Origin of the sequence: Phormidium yuhuli AB48 (assembly GCF_023983615.1) — a bacterium.
GTDB classification, from domain to species: Bacteria; Cyanobacteriota; Cyanobacteriia; order Cyanobacteriales; family Geitlerinemataceae; genus Sodalinema; species Sodalinema yuhuli.
Window position 1 is genome coordinate 3,706,094 of record NZ_CP098611.1, and the last position, 21,045, is coordinate 3,727,138.

The window sequence follows — 21,045 nt, forward strand, 5'->3', positions numbered from 1 at the left end:
AGTCCAAGACTGCGAAGGACTGCATTAATTGCCTATCCTAACACATCTGGGACTAGCCACAAGCCTTTTCTCAACTTAATCCGCCTTCCTAAGCCGACACCGCCTCAGCTCCAGAGCGGCGGCCCTGAGGAATGGCATAGTCGGGAATACAGTTCTCCTCCATATACTGGCGATACTCCCGCGCCTGACGATCGCAATCCTCGGCAGACCAACCACAATACTCCTGCAACACCTGGGACAGCACTTTCAGGGTCTGCAAGCCATAACAACTCTGCATGGCAATGGTGGTGCGTCGCCGCAGAATATCCGCCATGTGATAGGCATATTCCGATCGCACCCCATAGACAATCTGGGCCCGGATATCCGGTAACTCCGGCGTAATCGCCGCCCCTAGCTCGGGATACTCATCCACCAGAGCCAACACCTCCGCCGCCTTACGGCCATAATGATCCAGCAAATGATACAGGGTCTCCACCGAAAGGCGATCGCGATAGCGGTCCACCAACTGCGCCACCAAGGGGTCGTTCGGTAAAATCGCCCCTGGAAAGGGACGATGCAGCGTCGGACAAGGTGGCGCCGCTTTCTTCCACTTCTTATAGACCAAATCCACAATCTCCTGACCCACATGGCGGAACGTCGTTAACTTCCCGCCAATCAAGGAAATCAGATTACTCACCCCTTCCGAGCGGTGGTCAAAGAGAATATGCTTCCGAGTAATACTCCCCGCCGACCCCTTATCCACATAGGGCAAGGGCCGCACCCCAGAATAGGTGAACTTAATACTCTCACGGGTCAACTGAGCGCTGGGAATAATGTTATTCGTCTCCGTCAGCAGATAATCAATCTCCTCATCATCTGCCTTGACCCGATCCAATCCCCCCTCATAGGGTAAATCCGTCGTCCCAATCAACATCATCCCCAACCAAGGCACAATAAAGAACGGCCGACCATCGGTTTTTGCCTCCACATAGAGGGCACTCTCCGGCGCACCGGGAAAGCGACTCACAATAATATGAGACCCCTTGGTTCCGCCGATCTTGCGAGTTTGACCAATCGGCTGGGGTTCTCCATCCTTCAACACCCGGTCCACCCAGGGGCCCGAGGTATTAATCACCATTACATCCGCCGTTCCTTTCACCTCCAGGGTTTTTCCCGTCAACTTATCCTGACAGGTCACCTGAGTAATACGATCGCCCTGACGGTGTAACGCCGTCACCTCCACATAATTGAGACTCGTCGCCCCCGCCGACTCCGCATCCAGAATCGTCTCCAAACACATCCGTTCCGCCCGCGAGGCCTGAGCATCATAATACTGCGCCCCCCCATTCAAATTCTCCGGGTCCAAGCCGCGAAAATGCTGCTTAAACTTCCGCTTCGGCAACATCCGATGAGGCAGGAGAGTCTTATCAAAACTAAAAATATCGTAAAGAATCATCCCCGCCCAAATCTTCCAATAGGGGCGCGATCGCTTCCCATACACCGGAACCGTCAACATCAACGGATTCACCAAATGGGGCGCATTCCTCAGCAACAACTCCCGCTCATGGAGTGACTCTCGCACCAAGGGAAACTCAAAATACTCCAAATACCGCAATCCCCCATGGACTAAGCGCGTTGACCAGCTCGACGTACCGCTCGCAAAATCACCCTTCTCCAGAAGAATCGGTTTCAAACCCCGTAACGCCGCATCCCGAGCCACCGCAGCTCCATTCACCCCACCCCCAATAATAATCAGGTCGTAGGTTTGAGACTCGACGTGATCCAGATTTCGCATAATCCTTAACAATTAACCGTTGACAGTTGACAGAACGCCCTAGAGGACTTCAGACGGAGCGGCGGGCCCGAAACCCGCCCCTCTCCGTCATGACGGACGATCAACGTTTCACTCGTACCTAGGCTGTGACCGGTTTCTTCTCAGCCACCGTTTGATGTTCAGTCTTCTCGAAGATATCAAGCAAACGATCCGCCCAATGTTTCACATCATACTGAGTGACCGTTTGGTACATCTGAGCCATACGCTCAGCCTTCTCCTCCTCTGACAGACTCAAGGCCCGGTCAATGGCCTGATCCATACGGTCAATCGAGTAGGGGTTCGTCTGAATCGCTTCAGGCATTTCCACCGCCGCCCCGACAAACTCTGACAGAATCAAGGCCCCATCATTCCCCTCATGGGCCACCACATATTCCTTCGCCACCAAATTCAAGCCATCCCGTAAGGGAGTGGTCCAACAGATATCAGCAGCCTTGTAGTAGGCAATCAAGTCCGTGAAGGGAATCGGCTGAGTGAACAGGAGAATCGGAGTCCATCCTAATCGAGCATAACGTCCATTGATTTTCCCTGCCAGTTGCTCAATCTGCTGCTGTGCCGTGCGATACACCCGCATCCCAGCGGCCGCTTGCACACAGGTCATGACCAGATTGATTTTGCCATGTAAATCCGGGCGGCGCTCCAATAGGCGGCCATAGCATTCGAGCAGTTCCCGGTTCCCCTTCACATAATCGACCCGGCCAGCGGCGATCGCCAAGGTCCGGCCTTGCAGTTCTTGGCGAATTTCCTGAATCCGCTGTTGGGTTTCCGGCTTACCCAGGGTATTGAGAATATGCTCAGGATTGGTGCCTACCGGGAAGGCATCCACATTCACCAATTGCCCCTTATAGTTCAACTGGGTCACCATCTCCGGTTCTGCTAGAGCTGTTCCCGTGGGGGTAATATGCTCGGGGATCGCTTCTCTCTTGACCACATCCACCTCAAACAGGCTGCGGGCCACATTCACGAAGTTCTCCGAGTAACGGGGGATATGGAAACCCACCACATCACAGCAAAGGAGACTCTCGACAATGGCTTCACGCCAGGGGAGAATGTTGAAAATATCCACCGAGGGGAAGGGGGTATGGTGGAAGAAAGCGATGCGGGCATCGGGTTTAAGTTCCCGAATATATTTGGGGGCTAACCAGAGGTTATAGTCATGCACCCAAATCAGAGCATCGTCAGCGGCTTCAGCACAGGCGGCTTCGGCGAACTTCTTGTTGATGGCCTTGAAGTTCTCCCAATCGGAAGACTCGTAGGTGAAGTGATAGGGGAACGAGTGCAGAATCGGCCAGAAGGCTTCCTTACTGGTGATGTGATAGAAGTGCTTGACTTCGTCGGCGGAGAGGGGAATGCGAGCCACATCGTAGTTGCTGCCCTCAATTTGCACCCGTTCCTGGAATTTACTGCGCTGTTTAGCGGTAATCTGCTTCCAAGCAATCCAGGTTCCTTTTTCAACATTGTCAAAGAAGCCTTTGAGCGTGGGGACAATGCCATTGGGGCTTTTTTTGTCCACATACCGGGTGACCCCATTGTCATCGACCACCTCATCGTAGGGTTCGCGGTGGTAGAGAATGACCAAAGAAGATTTCATAATGTCTTGACTGTTACTAATGATGGTTGTCCTGTTGACGCTGGATAGAGACCGTCACGTAAACCTCTTGCTCGCGTGGAAGCCCCGTGTCTTTAGACCGGGGAGGAAACGCGACCGGGGGACTTTAGTCCCCGTCAATCTTTCAAGCATAGGCGTAACCATCCTTCCTGTGAATAGGTTTGCAGTATTTGTGGCTGATGCCTGCCACCCGTACAGAAGCGGTGGTAATATCAAAACTACCAGACGCACGGCAGAGAACCCGTCCTACATAGGAGCCAATTTTCTTCCCCGCTGTGACCGTAGCCGTCACAATGTCGCCAGTCTGAAAGCCTTTGTGAATTTGCCTCCTGGAGCGGTGACGAGTCGGGAATCCGTACTTATTCGTCCCGCACATCTGACGGGTTCCATGCCCCTTTGCTAAAATCAGCAACGGTTTTGACGTCAGAACTTCGAGTGATTCGACGGGTCCAACACAGGCAGCATCAAGCCAATGAGCTTTAGGTAGGTTGAGCCTCAGTCGATTGAACTTCGTTTGTCCGCCAGTTCCTGTGGTGACTGGGAGTCCTGTTGCTTTGAGAGCCTTGAACAAGGCCCATCGGGTCGAGTTAACGGCCGCCGCATCTTTAAGGGGTGATTTTGCCTGCCCCAGAAGACGACTCAGGACATCAGGCTGGCCCGATAAAAAATCCCGAATGTCCCCATGGCCTTTGGCTTGATTGCATGAGTGGCAAGCCAGGGTCAGGTTAGACACCCGGTCAGAGCCCCCCTTAGACCGAGGCTGGATATGCTCAACTTCAAGTGGTACATTTTGAGCCCCACAGTAAGCACAGGTTCGGCCCCACTTCTCCAACAGGTATTCCCTGACTTCATAGCCTTGTAATACTCCCTGCTGATACTCTATGCCTGAGATTTCAGGGTTTTCCATCAATTGCAGGTCGAACCGTACTAGCTCTTGAGCTATGCTGCCAACTGGGGCAAGTCTGCGGAATCGGTTAACCCAGGTCATTAGAGTATCTACTCGATGCTGCAAGCTGGGAGCTAACCAACCTTCGGGACGAGTCCGATTCAAGAACCGAGCTGGTCGATATCGGGTCTTGCGGTTTCGTCGAGAACGTCGGAGTTGACGACGGGACAGCAGTGCTTCCTTAATCTGCTGTCCTCGGTGCTGCAACTCGGCAGCAAAGATAATATGATTCCCTTGCTTCAAGGCAATTCCAGTGACTTTAGAGCCTGGGTCTAGTTTGAGTTCGAGGGGTTCAGGATTAGCGTCAACCTCCTTGTTGAGAATAATGGTGAATGGGTAGCGTCGAAATACCGATGCTTTCCCCGCTTTGAGTAGTGACCGTGCTACCCCGGGCTGGCAGGGTGTCAGGGGCTTGCGGTTGCTATCTAAAACGAAAACATGGTTAGACATTGTTGCGTCTCTTCTGATTGCTCGTAACGTTTGCCTCGCTAAGGTTCAGAGTCGGTACTTTCCCAATCGCACTGTCTTAACCCCTTAGGACTGTTTAACGATTCGGTTCTAGAGCCGGGAACTGGCACGCATTCCCGGGTAGGAACTTTAACTCTTGCTCTGAACGTAGCCAGTTAAGGCTTAAGCTGGTCAGCTACCTGAAAGCGGGAGGCACGAAGCCCCCGCGCTTCAGCCGGGGGTGCTGACGTTAGAAGGCTCTGCCATGATGCTTCAATCCGTCCCAAATGCCCCAAGCTCCCGGTTCGGGGCTAATGTAGGCATTGGGGAGCGATCGCGCAACATCTTTTAGCTTGGGTTCGGCATTTCCCACAACAATCCCCTGTAGCCCTGTTTCCAACAAGGAGCGATCATTGAGGGTATCTCCGGCGACCACCGTCTGCTCCCGGGGCAAGTTAAGGCTCTCTAGGGTTTTCAGTAGAGTTGCCCCCTTGGCAATACCCTTCGGCATCACATCCAAGAAGCGGTCAGCGGAGAGGATATAGTCGAACCCAGCGTTGGTAATTCGAGTCAATGTGTCTGACTGAAGTTGATTGGGGCTGTAGTAGTAGGATACGCGATATTGCGGGGTGATGGGTTGTAACTCCAGCCCCGGTTCCCCTTCTAGGAGCGATCGCACCCGTTCGTTGCTATTGTCCCAAGTCTGGGCAATCCAATCTTGAACCGCCGCTACCGGAGTGAAACTCTGGCCACAGGTGACTGTTGTTCCCACATCGGCAATGATGTAGTCCGGCTGAGGAAAACCCGGCTCACTGTAGAGTTGACGAACCAAAGCCAAATCTCGACCGGTGACAAAGACGAGAACGACGTTTTGGCGATGGTCTTGTAAATACTGGTAGAAGCGCGATCGCTGTTCTACGGTTCCTCCTAGAAACGTTCCATCGAGATCCGTTGCTAGCACTAACCGCTCATCAACACCCATTCAACAGTATCCTCTATCAAACGCTATCTAGGAGATGGGAATTTCCCCCGACTTGACCCCGAGGCTGCCCCTGGCTCTGGTCGAGACGGGTGAGATTATCAAAGGTTGACCTAGGTTTCAGCAAAGTTAAACTCGCCTTAACCCAGTCCCAGTGAAACGTTGCTGATTTAACTCAGCAGTATTTGTTTAGTACATCATACACACAACGCCCAAAAATCTCAAGCCACGCCGCCCGGAGCAGCTAACCTCCCGGTTTGTGCCTGAGGTCAACTCTCGGTTAAACTCTCAGATAACCGGAAACAGGGGCGTATGACCTGTAAACACCCAATGGCTTCCCTAACCTCTGAACCTTGCTAAGCCCATGCTCTATTTCCACCAGAACCCGTCGCCCCAGACCGAGTCTGACCCCAACGCCCCCTCTCTACAAGGGCTAATCAGAGACGATGAAGCAGAAACCTTGGTCTTACTCGATTGGGTCTTCCCTCCCAGCAACTCGGACTCCAGCCCTCGCCGTCATGAGTCAGTTCTGCTACGACTTCCCAAGCGGCAACCGGACTCCCCCCAGCCCCCGATGACCGCTGAGGTCTCCTCACCAAGCCAGGTTTCTCCTTTGGATGGGGTCGTCCCTCCCCGCCGTGAGCCGGAGCCAGAAATTCCCCAACACTCCCTCTCCCTCGGCTTAGCCGTTGGCTTGGGGGTCAATCTTTTGGCGTTAGTGGGGGGTATCTATTTGTTGCAAGGGACCATTCCCCCCTCCTCCATAGCTCACGTGGAACAGAGTCACCCCCGTCACGCCTCCGAGTCTGCCGAACGACAGCAGCTCGACGCTCAAGCCCAAGCCTGGATTGAGTTGGCACAGCGTCGGGCCCAACAGCGAGACTTCCAAGGGGCTATCATTGCCCTAGAGCAGATTCCCGTGGGGAGTTCCTACTATCAAAACCTGCAACCTAAGTTACAGGAGTACCGGCAACAACGAGAAATCCGTGCCACCTGGCTGTTGCAACAGGCCTATGACCAAGCGGCTAAGGGTGAGTTTAGCCAAGCGTTGGGCTATTTATACCAAATTCCTCCGGGAACTGAGGCCCGCGATCGCGCCCGGGCCAGACTCGCTCAATACCAAGAGCAAAAAAGCATCCGCGCCACCTGGCTGTTGCAACAGGCCTATGACCAAGCGGCTCTGGGGCAGTTTTCCGAGGCGATCGCCTATTTACAACAAATTCCCCAAGGAACCCCAGCCTACTCCACGGCACGGCTGAAATTAGACGAATATCGCCTCAAAGCCCAAGGAGGAGCCTCTCCGGTTTCCTATCGTGGCTAGGGCAACCCAGAAAACGGTCTCGGTTTGATGTCAGGTCATGGGTGGTTTTTGGGGTTGATGGTTCTGCAACAAATCGTTAACAGTCATTAATAATGTTTGCGCCGCTGTACCCCCATTTGTACCGAGTCTTAGCCCCCATGTTTCCCGATTGTCTCTGGTCCGCTGAGCCAGAGCAACCTCTCGTCTGTCTCAGCTTTGACGACGGACCCCATCCCCAGTACACCCCGCAACTGTTGGAGGTTTTAGAGCATCTGGGGGTGACCGCTAACTTTTTCTGGCTGGGAGCCGCCGTCCGTCGTTACCCGGATGTTGCCCGCGAGGTTTTCCGACGAGGCCATTGGTTAGGATTACATGGAGACACGCACCGGGCCTTCCCACAGATGCGTCCTGAGGCCTTGCAGGCCAGTTTAAGCGCCACCCAAGCCGCTATTGCTAACGCCTGCGATCGCCCCCTAGACTGGGTTCAAACCCATGTCCGCGATGTGCGCCCCCCCAATGGTCTCTTTACCCCCAAAACCCTACAGTTACTCCACTCTTGGCAATATCGTCCCGTCATGTGGAGTGTGGTGCCAGAAGACTGGCGTTGTCCCGGAGTTCAACGAGTGTGCGATCGCATCATGAAACAAGTCGAACCCGGTTCCCTGATTGTTCTCCATGATGGTTCCTATGGCGGTCAGGATGTGGCGCAAACAACCTTAACAATTGTTGAGCAGCTACAGACGAAAAGCTATCAATTTGTTAACATTCAAGAATTATGGCATCTTAAGTCAGGACTTGAGAGTGGCTAGATGCAAAAAGTTGCGTTAAATTACACCTGAACACCTTGAAACGCTGTTGCAGCAACTCCTAAGCCCCGATTCTTGATATTTCCTATGACGTCGTCTGAGTTTCCCAGCCAAAGGTCTATACAAACAACTAGACCCGGTTGACCGAGTTTTTATGAATCTAACGGCGCTCATTCCTCAGCCGCTTTGGGCCCCTAGAGGGCATTTTGAGTAAAAGCGGTTAAAATCAGGGAGGTATTTCTTAATCTTTGTGGTCCCGTAGCCATTGCACCGGTGACCTCGGGGTTGGATGGCCCTCAGATATCAATGAAATGGGGTCTGGGTATTATCCGGCTCAACCGTCTCAATGATTTTTCCAACCAATTGCCAACCGTACCAGATCTTAGGGAATTTGGGTTAAGCTGAGAAAGCTTTTTACAACCTACCTAAGATTTGACGGTGAACGGTCTAGCCGAAATGGCATTAGATCGTTTAGGATCACGCAGCACATTCTACATCATCATCAGTCGAATCACATCGAGTCAAGAGGAACGCGACATGACCCAGGCGAATAATGTACTTACCATTCAATCCAGCACCCTACCAGGGGTCGGTCGATCTGGAAATGAAATCGATCTACTTATGCAAGACGAAGCGCGACCAGACGAAGGAGTCGTCGAGAACGACTCGGAGGAGAACTATATCCCCAGTTCCGCTGAGACAGCCAGCAAACCCGGAAAAACTCGGTCAAAACGCAAGGCTGCCCCCAAGAAAAAACATTACACCGAAGATTCGATTCGCTTGTACTTACAAGAAATCGGACGGATTCGCTTGTTGCGTGCCGATGAAGAAATTGAACTAGCTCGTCTGATTGAGGACTTACTCTACATCGAGTCCCTGCAGGAAGAGTTTGAAGAGGAGTATGACCGTCTCCCCAACGCTGAGGAATGGGCAAAACTCGTCTGGATTGCCGATCCGATTCGTGAACGTCTGACGGAGGAGAAAGGAGAAAAACCCGATACCCTCGAAGAGGTTTGGCCCCTCGTCTTAGAAGCCTTAGGGGAACCGGAAACGGCTAAATCTTGGGCCAAACAGAGTCGCAAGTTTAGCAACAGCTTCCGCAGTCGCCTCTACCGCGATCGCCGCGCCAAAGACAAGATGGTGCAGTCGAACCTACGTCTGGTGGTCTCCATCGCCAAAAAATACATGAATCGGGGCCTATCTTTCCAGGATCTGATTCAAGAAGGAAGCTTGGGCCTGATTCGCGCGGCTGAGAAGTTCGACCATGAGAAAGGCTATAAGTTCTCCACGTACGCCACCTGGTGGATTCGTCAGGCTATCACCCGGGCCATCGCGGACCAATCCCGGACGATTCGCCTCCCCGTCCACCTCTATGAGACCATCTCCCGCATCAAGAAAACCACCAAACTCCTCTCCCAAGAAATGGGCCGCAAACCCACGGAGGAGGAAATCGCCACTCGCATGGAAATGACCATCGAGAAGCTGCGCTTTATTGCCAAGTCCGCTCAACTCCCCATTTCTCTGGAAACGCCCATCGGTAAAGAAGAAGATTCTCGCCTGGGGGATTTCATTGAGTCGGATGGTGAAACTCCCGAGGATCAGGTGTCTAAAAGCCTATTGCGGGAAGACCTCGAAAGTGTCCTCGATACTCTCAGCCCCCGGGAACGGGATGTGTTGCGCCTACGCTATGGCTTAGATGATGGCCGCATGAAAACCCTAGAAGAAATTGGGCAAATCTTCAATGTGACCCGTGAGCGCATCCGCCAAATTGAGGCTAAGGCCCTACGGAAGCTGCGTCACCCCAATCGCAACAGTATTCTGAAGGAATACATCCGCTAACCTCCCCCAATCACAATCATCTGAATTTTCCATAGAACGACGACCCCGCATTCCTTACGGTGATGCGGGGCTTTGTTTACGGATTTATTCCTTAGTTGCGGGCCACCCCTTCTTCCCGTGCGGCCCGTTGGACGGCGGCCGAGACGGCTGTGGCCACTCGCTCATCAAACACCGAGGGGACAATGTATTCCCGATTCAGTTGAGTGGGGGACACCAGAGAGGCGATCGCACTGGCCGCCTCAATATACATATTGACAGTTAAATCCGAGGCGCGACAGTCCAGGGCCCCCCGGAAGATCCCGGGGAAGGCTAAGACATTATTAATCTGGTTGGCATAGTCACTGCGGCCCGTAGCAATCACCGCCACCTGGGATTCAATTAACTCCGGTTGAATTTCCGGGATGGGGTTGGCCATCGCCATGACAATGGCATCCTCGGCCATAGTATCCACCATCTCCACCGTCAAGACTCCCGGGACACTCACCCCAATAAACACATCCGCGCCCTTCATCGCATCGGCCAGACTTCCACCCTGATCCACGGCGAAGGCTTGTTTGTCCGCTTGCAGGTCGCGATCGCGGGAGATAATCCCCTTCGAATCACAGATGATAATCTCCTGGGCCCCGGATTTTTGCAACAGGCGGGCGATCGCCAATCCAGCGGCCCCCGCCCCATTCATGACAATACGGATGTCTTCTAGGGACTTATTCACCAGGCGTAGGGCATTAATGAGGGCCGCCAGGGTGACAATGGCCGTTCCATGTTGGTCATCATGGAAAATGGGAATATCCGTTTCCGCCCGCAAGCGCCGTTCAATCTCAAAACAGCGCGGCGCGGCAATATCTTCCAAGTTCACCCCCCCAAACACCGGCGCAATCCGTTTGACGGTTTCGACGATCTCATCCACATCCTGAGTGTTGAGGCAGATGGGGAAGGCATCAATGCCAGCAAACTCCTTAAATAACATGGCCTTGCCTTCCATGACGGGTAAGGCGGCTTCCGGTCCGAGATTTCCCAAGCCTAACACCGCACTGCCATCGGTGACGATCGCCACCATATTGCCTTTGACGGTCAAGTTATAGACTTGGTTGGGGTCTTCGGCAATGGCATTACAAATTCGTCCCACCCCGGGGGTGTAGGCCATGGCCAAATCCGACTGATGTTTGAGGGGGAGACGGCTTTCGATGCGGATTTTGCCGCCGCGATGTAAGTTGAAGGTGCGATCGTACACCTCCAGTAACTCAATCTCGGCTAAGGCCTTCACCGCTTGCACAATCCGTTCGGCGTGTTCCGTACTCGACGCATCCACCGTCACATCCCGAATTGAGGTGTAACGACTCTGTTCAACTAAATCAATTTGTCCAAGATTCCCACCCACTGAGGCGATGGAACCGACGACACCGGCCAACATTCCGGCGCGGTTCGGCAGTCGGAACCGTAGGGTGAGACTGTAACTGGGATTGGGGGTCAACTCTACCATGATTGTCTTTTGCCGCTGATTTGCAATTTCTCTGTCATAACGCAAAAGCGGCTCATTGAGAAATGGTTTGTCAACTCCTGACGACTTTGCGGCAAGAGGCATAACCCACCCCTGCCCCTCCCAGGAGGGGATGGCAAGAGGCATAACCCACCCCTGCCCCTCCCAGCTAATCTTGTAGGGGTTTATCAGGTCGAGTGAAAATCTTGAGCCAAACCGTCACTTGAGGGGGCGATTGACTAGCCAGACCACTAGCCCGACCCAAGATTAACCCAACTTTACGCCAAATCCGAGCCACGGCTGTGACTTTCCCGGATGAGGGAGCCCACGGTAAGACATTATACAGAAGGTCGGGTTCAAGATTGGGGAACTCGACCGGGTTGAGACTCTTAAAAGCGACCGAGACCAGAGCGGTCGTTGGCACAAAACCTGTGTCAAGTCCAGAAGACCTCTAGCTCTCAACCCCGGAAGACCCCAGAGAAGCTAGCTTCATAAAGAAAAAGCGGTCCAGAGCCGTGGCCAGCACTTTCACTCCCGGAAAGGGTTGTTTTTTCGACGGGGCAAAGCCAATCAGTTTAGTTAAGGCTAAGACGGCCTGACCAAGAGAAACGATTTTTTGAGAGGAGACCTTCTCTAACAAGGTCACCTCCTCCGAATCAAACACCACCTGGGCACATTGTTCAGGATTTTCCCGAATCCCATGAGTCAGGGCCAGTAGCTGCCAGGCGACCACTGAATAAAAGCTCAAGGCGTTGACTAGGGTATGGATATCATCAAACTGTAATTTTTCCACATTCAAGGCTCCGGACTTGAGAGTGTAATGAAAGCGTTCGACTTGCCATCTGAGGGCATAAAAGCGGGTTACCCGTATCACCTGCTCTCGGGTCTCAATTGGCAGACTGGTCAATAAATACCAAGTAGCCGCTTCTTGGGTAGGGGACAGCTCTTCCTGGGTTTTCACGTCGACACAACGGATTTCCTCGGCGACGACCAAGGATAAACCTTGCGTTTTATGCTTTCTGGGACTTAACTTTTTCTCCGGATAAACGTTGACCGCCCCAGCTCTTAAGCGAAGAGTCACCTCCACTTCTCGGTTTTGACGCTCAATCCGTATCCGTTCATAGCCAAAGTCTTCCAACTCCTCGGGAATCTCGGCGAGTTTAGCCACCACTTGGCTCGAGGCGACTTCCAAGTTTCGCTGTTGATACACCCGGACGATGAATTCGACATTGTCTTCTCGGGGAGCTTTGAACAGGTCAAACACGTCTCCTTCTCGGTCTTCGACTGAGACAAAGCACTTGCTCGATTGCCTCGCTTGCTCATTGATGGCATCTAGCCCCTTGAGCCATTTACAGCTTTCTTTTTCTCCTTCGGCTAGATTCAGTCCCCCCTTTCGAGTCCAATATTGTTGTCCTAACAGTCCTAAGGGCAGACCGGACTCGTTCACCAGGAGGACATTGTGTTGTATGACTCCTCTGACTTTTCCTTGGATTACCCCTAGCCCCGACATCTCCTTGTGTCCTGAGTAGTTGTAATAGGTGGTGTCTTGGGCGGCAATCACATAGTCCCCTTCTGTGGCTGAGGCTCGTTCCCTTGTCGCTTCGATATGTCTCGATAGCATCACATCTTGGGTCATTTGCTTATGGGAGAACAGACGGGCAACGGTTTGGCGAAAACTGTTACCCATACATTGAGAGAATGATAAGTTGGGTTTGCTACAGGCCAGGCTATAGGCTTTCTCTAGACTTCTTTGAACTTGGGGTCGGAATAGTCCTTGGCTGCTGAACTCGCTCATCGGGGGCTTCTCTCAACTTGGCTCGGTCACCTATTTATCTTGTCAAATTGGCGCGACGGTCAGCAACCCCCTTCTCTTTTTCCCGAGCACCCCCCGGCGAGGGCTTGCTGCTGCCATGACCAGTCTGCCCCTGAAGCTTTCGCGTCAGCTCTGCCCCTAAGATAGGCAGAGCTGACTTGAGAGGGTCCCCTTGTTCTCTTTCTCTCCGGCTACTGCTGCTGCCCCTCCATCGCCCCTGACCGGGGCGACTTGACTCAAGACTTTCACTGGGTTTCACAAACCCCTACAAGATTAGCTCCCAGGAGGGGATGGCAAGAGGGTAGGGTGCGTCCCGGCTGCATTCAATTTTTGGCTTTACGCAACTCGGCTCAAACTGCCGGAACGCACCGCTTTGAGGCTGCATCCAAATCTTTGGCCTCGACCAAGGGGGTTAAAACTGCCGGGACGCGCTGTATTGTGGCGTTGTGGCGTCTTCGTGGCTGAGGAGCGATCGCCCCTCACCGGTCAGTTCGGGAACCCGTACTAGCCCCTAAGTTGCAGTGGGGTCTGCTTCTGGGCTACATTAGCACTCGTAGGTCGAGAGTGCTAAATCACTCACACCGATCACGAAATCAGGTTAACTGTCCACCGCTTCGGAGGCTGTTTTCCCAGACCCGTTGACCGGAGCGACCTCAATAAGACTAACGTAACTTGTAAATTTTTGGAGAGTCTTTCTATGGCAGCCGTATCTCTGAGTGTTTCCACCGTCAAACCTCTCGCAGACCGTGTTTTTGTTAAGGTGAGTGCCTCGGAGGAGAAAACCGCTGGTGGTATCCTCCTGCCCGACAGTGCAAAGGAAAAACCCCAAGTCGGTGAAATCGTCCAAGTCGGCCCCGGCAAACGCAACGACGACGGGACTCGGCAAGAAGTAGATGTCAAAGTCGGAGACAAAGTGCTCTACTCCAAGTACGCCGGCACCGATATCAAACTGGGTAGCGATGAGTTCGTACTTCTGTCTGAAAAAGACATCCTGGCGATCGTTCAGTAGAGTCTAAGGATCACCTCGATTTCATCCATTTTTCTGTAAATTCATCCCCCAAGAGTTACTATGGCAAAACGCATCATTTATAACGAAAACGCCCGCCGCGCCTTAGAAAAAGGCATGGACATCCTCGCTGAATCCGTTGCCGTTACCCTCGGCCCCAAAGGTCGCAACGTGGTTCTAGAGAAAAAATTTGGCGCTCCTCAAATCGTCAATGATGGCATCACTATCGCCAAAGAAATCGAACTAGAAGACAACATCGAAAACACCGGTGTGTCTCTGATTCGTCAAGCTGCATCCAAAACCAACGACGCCGCTGGAGACGGAACCACCACCGCGACGGTTCTGGCTCACGCCATGGTGAAAGAAGGCCTACGCAACGTCGCTGCTGGGTCCAACGCGATCGCCCTGAAACGGGGTATTGACCGCGCCACCGCCTATCTGGTGGAGAAAATCGCCGCTCATGCGCGTCCTGTGGAAGATTCCACCGCGATCGCCCAAGTGGGAACCATCTCCGCCGGGAACGACGAAGAAGTCGGCCAAATGATTGCCAACGCCATGGACAAAGTTGGCAAGGAAGGGGTCATCTCCCTCGAAGAAGGGAAATCCATGACCACCGAACTGGAAATCACCGAAGGGATGCGCTTTGACAAAGGCTACATCTCCCCCTACTTCGCCACCGACACCGAGCGCATGGAAGCGGTGTTGGATGAGCCTTACATCTTGCTGACGGACAAAAAAATCAGCTTGGTTCAAGACTTAGTTCCTATCCTGGAACAAGTGGCTCGTTCCGGCAAACCCCTACTGATTATCTCCGAAGATATCGAGAAAGAAGCCCTGGCGACCCTCGTGGTGAACCGTCTGCGCGGTGTGCTGAACGTGGCTGCTGTCAAGGCTCCCGGATTCGGCGATCGTCGTAAAGCGATGCTCGAAGACATCGCCGTTCTCACCGGCGGTCAAGTCATCACCGAAGATGCGGGTCTGAAACTCGAAAGCGCCAAATTGGATATGCTCGGCTCCGCTCGCCGCATCACCATCACCAAAGACAACACCACCATTGTCGCTGAAGGTAACGAAGCCGAAGTTAAAGCTCGTTGCGAACAAATCCGTCGTCAAATGGAAGAAAGCGATTCTTCCTACGACAAAGAAAAACTGCAAGAGCGTCTGGCGAAACTCTCCGGCGGTGTGGCGGTCATCAAAGTTGGTGCAGCTACTGAAACGGAAATGAAAGACCGTAAGCTGCGCCTCGAAGATGCCATCAACGCCACGAAAGCGGCGGTTGAAGAAGGGATTGTTCCCGGTGGTGGAACCACCTTGGCGCACCTGGCTCCTGGCTTAGAAGAGTGGGCCAACAGCAACCTGGAGAGCGAAGAACTCACCGGTGCGCTGATTGTGGCTCGCGCCTTGACCTCTCCCCTGAAACGCATCGCTGAGAACGCCGGACAAAACGGTGCAGTGATTGCTGAACGGGTGAAGGAAAAAGACTTCAACGTTGGCTACAATGCCGCTAACGGTGAATTCTGCGATATGTTCGATGCTGGTATTGTTGACCCCGCGAAAGTGACCCGTTCTGCGACCCAGAATGCGGCCTCCATCGCCGGTATGGTCTTGACGACCGAGTGCATCATCGTCGATAAACCCGAACCCAAAGAAGGTGCTGGCGCTGGCGCTGGTGCTATGGGTGGCGATTTCGACTACTAAGAGATGGCTCTGGGGTGGTTCGTCCACCCCAACTCCGGTGTGTCCTTGGATGCACCTCCCCTCGCAACGGGTTTGCGGGGGGTTTTTGTTTGGAGTCTATATCTGCCAGAACTCCGGAGAGGATTTCGATCAGCCAGTCGGTTGTGAGGCTAAAGCGGTTCTGGATTTTGCCGTTGTCGTCTGCGGCAATGTTGCGCCACTGGAAGACGGCGATGTCAGGAACGAGAGAGCGATCGCCGAAGGTACAGCGGAGTTTGAGGAAAGCGTAGGCGCGTTGTTCGGGCTATCCGATGGGGTTGATTTCGTCAGTGAGACGGCCTTGCAAGATGCTGTGCTTTCCCTGGGCTAAGGGAATACTGTCGGGTTGTTGTGACGGCTGCCATGCAGGTTTTAGGGAGTCTGTTTTGAGTTCAATTCTAACCTTTCTGAAGGATGACACTGACTTTGTCTGCGGATAGGTGGCGATTCAAATCGATTGCATCTCAAAAGATTAATCTTGTGCGAAATTTAGCCCAAAAAACTCCTCTTGATCTAGCTTTTCCTTAAAGTCTATACGAAGTAAATTTCTCGCTGTACTACTAGAGGAAGATGCGTCATAGCTAGACAGGAATTCTTCAAACTTATCAACAACATCAGAAACTGCAATCTCTTTAGACGTATTAAACAGTATATACATGATATAAAACGCCTTACTCTCAAGATCGTCTAAGGTATGAGAATTTCTATATATATCCTTTATTTCCTTGTACTTTTTGACATAATCAACACTCTTCTCTACGACATCTCCCTTACCAAAAAGTTGATCATAATACTTCGTCTCGTCAAATATATCTTTCTTGCGATTAGATACGTTGTATGGAAATCCTTCTATGGCAAACAAAATCTGCCCAAACTTTTCCATTGTTATTTTATATTCGTAGTCTTTGTCTATAGATATTCCAGTGTCACCAGTTTTTCTGGAGTAAATGATGTTATGGCTGTCCAGAAACTGTTCTAGCTGTATCTGCTCCGAGCGCATTGACTTCAACTCGATTATTGAAATCGAATTCTGGCTGTTTGTGTACTCTGCAACCTTGTTGGAAGTTTCATCTCCTGAATCAACAGGAAAAATCCTGAGCAAGACCGATGCTTTACTCAGATATGTTTCAATATTTATTCTGTCTTCCTGGTTAAAGCTGTGAATAGTTCTTAGGGTTTGACCACCGTTGAGAACTTGGAGAGAGTCGATTTCTAGCTTGTAAAAACGCTCTGCGTTAATGGGCGTGCATTTAATAGACTTTGCAGTTAGCGTGAGACCATTATTATACAAGAAGAATTTACTTGGTGCGTTGCGTAGAGTCTGCTTTATCTTGGCGTTATATTTAGAGCCTATAACAAGTCCTCTTACATTATCAAAAAGTACAGAATAGTCTAAATCGACACTTGCTAACTCACTTGTATCGTCCAGCATTGTTTGTTGGCGTAAACTCTCGTTATTGCAGGTAATTCTTATAAGTTCATCGACCTTTAAGCTGAAAACGTAAGACTTTTCTGTACTCATTGAATCTTCTGAGAAGCTCAATAGATCGTCTATTCCAACAACTAAGCTTGCCTTAACTGGTTTTGGCCGGATAGACATCAGCTTTTTTATCTCAGGTATCGCGATGCATATGACCTCTGACTCAAACTCATTTTTAAATACATCAAAGCCCGAGAAGTCAGGATTAATAGGCTTATCTTCATTACTAACGTTGTAAAGGTTAATATTCCATGCACGCTTTTCTGAAAGCTTCTTAACAATCTCTTCAGCTTTCTCTTTTAACCTCCCTGATAGGTTTTCTAGTTTTTCAGAAGTCACAGCGGAAAAGAAAGCAACAGAGTCTAGAGTTTTCTTCTCTGCTTGAGCTTTGTCAGGCTTATAGCTCTCACGGTATGCAAAGTTGAAGAGCTTTATTTCTCTTTCATCTTCATCAATGTATATTGCATCTATTCCATAATCTTTCTCGTTTCTTCCAAAAACAATTTTATTAAAATCCGTATCGTATATCATAGGTACGAGAGCCTCAAATACGTCTCGCTCTCGTGTGTAGTGTTCTAGGATATATACGTAGAATCCTAGGCGAGCCTTTTTCTCATCGGAAAGATTTTCGTCATTGAAACTGAAATACTGGCGTAGGTAGTTATAGTATTTCAAGCATTTTTGTTCGAGAATCAAGTAGTCATTACGGCTCATGCCCTGCACCTCTTAAGATTATGTCAATTTCTAGCTGAATCAATAAATATTACAACTAACAGGATGTCTAAAAAGTGGTAATTGTGACCCTTCACACCTTGTATCTTAACGACAGAATAAGGGTTTTACCATCTTCAAGTAGGAACCCAATACCCAATTAAGGTTGTTGGCAGAACTTCTCTGACATCCTCTAACCTGCTACAACAAAGTTAACGAGCTTCTTACGAACATCAACAATGTTTCGCTATCTTCATTGCAAACCTCCAACTCATACGCTTCATTCCTATGATACTCCATGATCGTCCCACCCTCTGTTGGGCACTGGTCAGTCAAAGCATGATAGCATGGAGCGCGGATGTAGAGAGTCCAGAGCCAATGCATTGTCCTCACTGCCAGAGCCAATCCGTAGTCAAAAATGGGAATCGTTGTCGGAAAGACTAGCAGGTGGTACTGTACCACCGCTGCCGCAATTGCGGCCGTAACTTTAACGACCGTACAGGTACACCCATGGTACGACTACGTAACGATTCCACGATAGTAGAGTCTGCCCTCAAAAGTCGAGGTGAAGGAATGGGGGTAAGGGCGACTGGGCGGGTGTACGGCAAATCTCATGCGACGATTCTACGATGGGAGGAGCGACTCGCCGGTCAAAGTGCCGCTTGGTCTCCCCCGGCTCCGGCAGATAGTGAAGCTCACCCTCGAAGGAGATGAACTGTACACTCGCGTAGGCGAGAATCTCCCCCCCCCCAGTGACAGTCGTGGCTAGACCCTCACCTTCTTGGAGCGTGAGAGTCGCTACTGGGTGACGGCTGAGGTGGGAGGCAAAGACGAAAACTTGTTTAACCGAGGCGTGGAGTCGATTTGGCGTTGGGCCTCAGCCCCCACGACAGTTCGTTGGTTCACCGATGGGGAGAGACGCTACGGCAAAGCCTTATGGCTGTTGGCCAGTGAATCCCTCTCGAGACGGGGGCTGGCCGCAACCTATCCATTCCGTCGAGTCTGGCGTGAAGGATTGGAAGTCGCCATCAAGATTAAAGGCTCTCAAGGTCGACGTCGGGTAGTCTGGCTCAAAGGAGAGCATCCCTACACGGCTATCAGTCTTGCCGGCGAAGTCCACGCGAATCATAATGAGGCCTAGAAAGCAGCCATTAGAAGGCGCACTCAGCGCCTACCGTAGGCGACAGAACCTCTAGGCCAAGACCAGGGAAAGATTACCGCGAAGTTTAGATGTCCAGCAGCTACTGCGTAACTGGGTGCGTCCTCACTGGGGATTGGGAAAACAAACCACCCCAGCGATGGCAATGGAATTCATAAATCGCCCGGTTACGATGGCTGAATTACTCAATTCCAGGGGCTTTGATGACCTCCTACTTTAACAAACCAGGGCCAAAACCTTAAGTTTAAGGTAATAAAGCACGCAGTAGCTCCCTAAGACTCAAATCATGAAAGTCAAAGCGGTGATAAAAATGTTAGAGGATGATGGATGGTATCAAGTCCGAATTCGGGGAAGTCATCGACAATTTCGCCATTCTACAAAACCGGGTACAGTGACGATATCGGGAAAACTCAATGTCGATATGCCCCCTGGAACCCTGAATAGTGTCTTAAAATAAGCAGGATTGAAGTAAGGAAAATCAACCGTGAACCAAGCCTATCTAAACTACACAATTATTATTGAAAAAACAAGTTCTAGCTATGGAGCTTACGTCCCAGATTTACCTGGATGTGTAGCTGTAGGAAACAGTAAAGAAGAAGCCTTACAACTGATTCAAGAGGCGATTGTCTTCCATCTTGAAGGAATGCAGGATGATGGACAATTGATTCCAGAACCCATTTCAACTAGCGAGACGGTGAGGGTATGTCTAAAACAAGATTAACGTCCATCCAAGACTCATCAGGTTAGTTAGTCTCATGGAAAGTCTTACGCTCTAGCTCTGTTGACGGGGCTTAACAATGAAAGCCAAGTCCCTCAATTGGGGCGATCGCCCACTGAAGACCGACTCAAACCGGCGATCGCCCCCTCCAAACATCACCCCATCAACAAGACCGTATCAATGACATGAATAATCCCATTATCCGCTTCAATATCCGCTTGAATCACCGTCGAATTTTTCACCTCAAACCCATCGGAACAATCAATCGAGATGGGTGACCCTTCCACCGAGGTCACTGACCCCATTTGAGCGAGGTCCGCCTGAGTCAACTTTCCTGAAACCACGTGGTAGGTTAAAATTCGACCCAACTGGGGGGGATTCTGAACCAGAGATTCAACGGTTCCCGGTGGAAGTTTCGCAAAAGCGTCATCCGTTGGGGCAAATACCGTAAACGGTCCAGGACTTTTGAGCGTCTCAACTAAATCTGCTACTTTAACAGCGGTGACTAAGGTTTCAAATAACCCTGCACTGACGGCAATATCAACAATATCAGCCATGAATTCCTACCTCATGTATTAGCCAATGTTCAAGCCAATGGCATTAACAAGTTTAACAGGAATTTCTCCTTGACCGTCAGGCCATCTGCGATAACATCAGCCCAGTTGTCAGATTGGCGGCTGTGAGGGCTATCCACAATATCGAAGACTAAACTCCCAGCCTGTCACCCCATCGCCTAGATCTTCATGATATCGCTCTGATTCCAGTCTTACCAGATAGGACATCAGGTATAATGAGATCTGATCTCATACCCTTAACCTGAAATGTTCCTAAGAGGGGGGCGATATGTCCAATAACTATAGCTACGACTTGCGCCAAAAAGTCATTAAAGCCATTGAAGTCGATGGCATGAAAAAATCAGAAGTCAGTCAAATTTTTGGCATTAGCCGTAATACCATTTATCTTTGGCTCAAGCAAAAAGAGGAAACTGGAGACGTTCAACCCCGAGAGTATCGACCTCCCGGCCATGGTCATAAAATTAAAGATATCGCTAAGTTCCGCTCCTTTGTTGAGGAACATGCTGATAAAACTCAATCGGAGATGGCAGAGTTATGGGACGACGACATCAGCCAAAAAACCATATCACGCTGGTTAAAAAAACTCGGATTTATCCGCAAAAAAAATCGCTGGGTTTTGAGTAAAAAATGAGGCAAGAGGGTCACCACAGAGGC

18 protein-coding genes and 1 pseudogene are annotated in these 21,045 nt (G+C 51.0%); 10 read left to right on the forward strand and 9 right to left on the reverse strand.

Going from position 1 to position 21,045, the window contains the following annotated elements; genetic code table 11:
* Nucleotides 1-88 precede the first annotated feature (88 nt).
* From glpD to NEA10_RS15895, 4 genes are all read right to left on the reverse strand, one after another.
* The gene (glpD, locus tag NEA10_RS15880) at nt 89-1,774 is read right to left on the reverse strand and encodes a glycerol-3-phosphate dehydrogenase (protein ID WP_252662328.1); all 1,686 of its coding nucleotides are present in this window, start codon (nt 1,772-1,774) and stop codon (nt 89-91) included.
* A gap of 118 nt (nt 1,775-1,892) precedes the next feature.
* The gene (ggpS, locus tag NEA10_RS15885) at nt 1,893-3,401 is read right to left on the reverse strand and encodes a glucosylglycerol-phosphate synthase (protein ID WP_252662329.1); all 1,509 of its coding nucleotides are present in this window, start codon (nt 3,399-3,401) and stop codon (nt 1,893-1,895) included.
* A 142-nt stretch (nt 3,402-3,543) separates the two neighbouring features.
* Nucleotides 3,544-4,815, reverse strand: coding sequence for an RNA-guided endonuclease IscB (gene iscB / locus NEA10_RS15890; RefSeq protein ID WP_252662331.1), 1,272 nt, complete (start codon nt 4,813-4,815; stop codon nt 3,544-3,546).
* A 247-nt stretch (nt 4,816-5,062) separates the two neighbouring features.
* A complete protein-coding gene (locus NEA10_RS15895) occupies nt 5,063-5,794 on the reverse strand; it encodes an HAD-IIB family hydrolase (protein WP_252662333.1) in 732 nt (243 codons plus the stop codon).
* 361 nt (nt 5,795-6,155) lie between these two features.
* Between NEA10_RS15895 and NEA10_RS15900 the strand changes: the two genes are divergently transcribed.
* The 3 genes from NEA10_RS15900 (at nt 6,156) to rpoD (ending at nt 9,736) form a co-directional block, all read left to right on the forward strand.
* A complete protein-coding gene (locus NEA10_RS15900) occupies nt 6,156-7,112 on the forward strand; it encodes a tetratricopeptide repeat protein (RefSeq protein ID WP_252662335.1) in 957 nt (318 codons plus the stop codon).
* A 92-nt stretch (nt 7,113-7,204) separates the two neighbouring features.
* Complete coding sequence (locus tag NEA10_RS15905) at nt 7,205-7,900, forward strand: polysaccharide deacetylase family protein (protein WP_309494293.1); 696 nt, start codon at nt 7,205-7,207, stop codon at nt 7,898-7,900.
* Nucleotides 7,901-8,518: 618 nt separating this feature from the next.
* On the forward strand, nt 8,519-9,736 hold the full coding sequence (gene rpoD / locus NEA10_RS15910) for an RNA polymerase sigma factor RpoD (RefSeq protein WP_252662337.1): 1,218 nt from the start codon (nt 8,519-8,521) through the stop codon (nt 9,734-9,736).
* Between the two features lie 91 nt (nt 9,737-9,827).
* On the opposite strand, the gene NEA10_RS15915 is transcribed toward rpoD, so the two are convergent.
* The 3 genes from NEA10_RS15915 to NEA10_RS15920 form a co-directional block, all read right to left on the reverse strand.
* The gene (locus NEA10_RS15915; protein WP_252662339.1) at nt 9,828-11,216 is read right to left on the reverse strand and encodes an NAD-dependent malic enzyme; all 1,389 of its coding nucleotides are present in this window, start codon (nt 11,214-11,216) and stop codon (nt 9,828-9,830) included.
* Between the two features lie 166 nt (nt 11,217-11,382).
* Nucleotides 11,383-11,511, reverse strand: a complete 129-nt coding sequence (locus NEA10_RS20905; RefSeq protein WP_258719038.1) for a hypothetical protein — start codon at nt 11,509-11,511, stop codon at nt 11,383-11,385.
* Nucleotides 11,512-11,664: 153 nt separating this feature from the next.
* Entirely contained in the window at nt 11,665-13,008 is a 1,344-nt protein-coding gene (locus tag NEA10_RS15920) for an IS4 family transposase (RefSeq protein ID WP_252659620.1), read from the reverse strand.
* A 715-nt stretch (nt 13,009-13,723) separates the two neighbouring features.
* On the opposite strand from NEA10_RS15920, the gene groES reads away from it, so the two are divergent.
* The 3 genes from groES to NEA10_RS15935 are packed head-to-tail and all read left to right on the forward strand — an operon-like array spanning nt 13,724 to nt 16,079.
* A complete protein-coding gene (gene groES / locus NEA10_RS15925) occupies nt 13,724-14,035 on the forward strand; it encodes a co-chaperone GroES (RefSeq protein ID WP_068790445.1) in 312 nt (103 codons plus the stop codon).
* A gap of 60 nt (nt 14,036-14,095) precedes the next feature.
* Nucleotides 14,096-15,730, forward strand: coding sequence for a chaperonin GroEL (gene groL / locus NEA10_RS15930; protein ID WP_252662341.1), 1,635 nt, complete (start codon nt 14,096-14,098; stop codon nt 15,728-15,730).
* Nucleotides 15,731-15,779: 49 nt separating this feature from the next.
* Nucleotides 15,780-16,079, forward strand: coding sequence for a hypothetical protein (locus NEA10_RS15935; protein WP_252662343.1), 300 nt, complete (start codon nt 15,780-15,782; stop codon nt 16,077-16,079).
* A gap of 141 nt (nt 16,080-16,220) precedes the next feature.
* On the opposite strand, the gene NEA10_RS15940 is transcribed toward NEA10_RS15935, so the two are convergent.
* Nucleotides 16,221-17,759, reverse strand: coding sequence for an AIPR family protein (locus NEA10_RS15940; RefSeq protein ID WP_252662345.1), 1,539 nt, complete (start codon nt 17,757-17,759; stop codon nt 16,221-16,223).
* 558 nt (nt 17,760-18,317) lie between these two features.
* Between NEA10_RS15940 and NEA10_RS15945 the strand changes: the two are divergent.
* The 3 genes and pseudogenes from NEA10_RS15945 to NEA10_RS15955 all read left to right on the forward strand — a co-directional run bounded on the left by NEA10_RS15945 (nt 18,318) and on the right by NEA10_RS15955 (nt 19,819).
* Nucleotides 18,318-19,318: pseudogene (locus tag NEA10_RS15945) on the forward strand (IS1-like element transposase).
* A gap of 66 nt (nt 19,319-19,384) precedes the next feature.
* On the forward strand, nt 19,385-19,555 hold the full coding sequence (locus tag NEA10_RS15950; protein WP_252662347.1) for a type II toxin-antitoxin system HicA family toxin: 171 nt from the start codon (nt 19,385-19,387) through the stop codon (nt 19,553-19,555).
* Nucleotides 19,556-19,582: 27 nt separating this feature from the next.
* Nucleotides 19,583-19,819, forward strand: a complete 237-nt coding sequence (locus NEA10_RS15955; protein WP_252662349.1) for a type II toxin-antitoxin system HicB family antitoxin — start codon at nt 19,583-19,585, stop codon at nt 19,817-19,819.
* Nucleotides 19,820-19,971: 152 nt separating this feature from the next.
* Here the strand turns inward: NEA10_RS15955 and NEA10_RS15960 are convergent, their stop codons facing one another.
* On the reverse strand, nt 19,972-20,373 hold the full coding sequence (locus NEA10_RS15960) for a fasciclin domain-containing protein (RefSeq protein ID WP_252662351.1): 402 nt from the start codon (nt 20,371-20,373) through the stop codon (nt 19,972-19,974).
* Nucleotides 20,374-20,659: 286 nt separating this feature from the next.
* Between NEA10_RS15960 and NEA10_RS15965 the strand changes: the two genes are divergently transcribed.
* Nucleotides 20,660-21,022 carry a helix-turn-helix domain-containing protein gene (locus NEA10_RS15965; RefSeq protein ID WP_374111783.1) on the forward strand — a complete coding sequence of 121 codons (363 nt, stop codon included), beginning with the start codon at nt 20,660-20,662 and terminating at the stop codon, nt 21,020-21,022.
* Nucleotides 21,023-21,045 lie beyond the last annotated feature (23 nt).

Bases quoted from the DNA above. Each gene is read 5' to 3' on its own strand.
- glpD (WP_252662328.1), bottom strand. From the start codon at position 1,774: ATGCGAAATCTGGATCACGTCGAGTCTCAAACCTACGACCTGATTATT.
- groL (WP_252662341.1), top strand. From the start codon at position 14,096: ATGGCAAAACGCATCATTTATAACGAAAACGCCCGCCGCGCCTTAGAA.
- NEA10_RS15915 (WP_252662339.1), bottom strand. From the start codon at position 11,216: ATGGTAGAGTTGACCCCCAATCCCAGTTACAGTCTCACCCTACGGTTC.
- NEA10_RS15940 (WP_252662345.1), bottom strand. From the start codon at position 17,759: ATGATATACGATACGGATTTTAATAAAATTGTTTTTGGAAGAAACGAG.
- NEA10_RS15920 (WP_252659620.1), bottom strand. From the start codon at position 13,008: ATGAGCGAGTTCAGCAGCCAAGGACTATTCCGACCCCAAGTTCAAAGA.
- ggpS (WP_252662329.1), bottom strand. From the start codon at position 3,401: ATGAAATCTTCTTTGGTCATTCTCTACCACCGCGAACCCTACGATGAG.
- NEA10_RS15950 (WP_252662347.1), top strand. From the start codon at position 19,385: ATGAAAGTCAAAGCGGTGATAAAAATGTTAGAGGATGATGGATGGTAT.
- NEA10_RS15960 (WP_252662351.1), bottom strand. From the start codon at position 20,373: ATGGCTGATATTGTTGATATTGCCGTCAGTGCAGGGTTATTTGAAACC.
- NEA10_RS15895 (WP_252662333.1), bottom strand. From the start codon at position 5,794: ATGGGTGTTGATGAGCGGTTAGTGCTAGCAACGGATCTCGATGGAACG.
- NEA10_RS15965 (WP_374111783.1), top strand. From the start codon at position 20,660: ATGTCCAATAACTATAGCTACGACTTGCGCCAAAAAGTCATTAAAGCC.
- NEA10_RS15900 (WP_252662335.1), top strand. From the start codon at position 6,156: ATGCTCTATTTCCACCAGAACCCGTCGCCCCAGACCGAGTCTGACCCC.
- NEA10_RS15935 (WP_252662343.1), top strand. From the start codon at position 15,780: ATGCACCTCCCCTCGCAACGGGTTTGCGGGGGGTTTTTGTTTGGAGTC.
- rpoD (WP_252662337.1), top strand. From the start codon at position 8,519: ATGCAAGACGAAGCGCGACCAGACGAAGGAGTCGTCGAGAACGACTCG.
- iscB (WP_252662331.1), bottom strand. From the start codon at position 4,815: ATGTCTAACCATGTTTTCGTTTTAGATAGCAACCGCAAGCCCCTGACA.
- groES (WP_068790445.1), top strand. From the start codon at position 13,724: ATGGCAGCCGTATCTCTGAGTGTTTCCACCGTCAAACCTCTCGCAGAC.
- NEA10_RS15905 (WP_309494293.1), top strand. From the start codon at position 7,205: ATGTTTGCGCCGCTGTACCCCCATTTGTACCGAGTCTTAGCCCCCATG.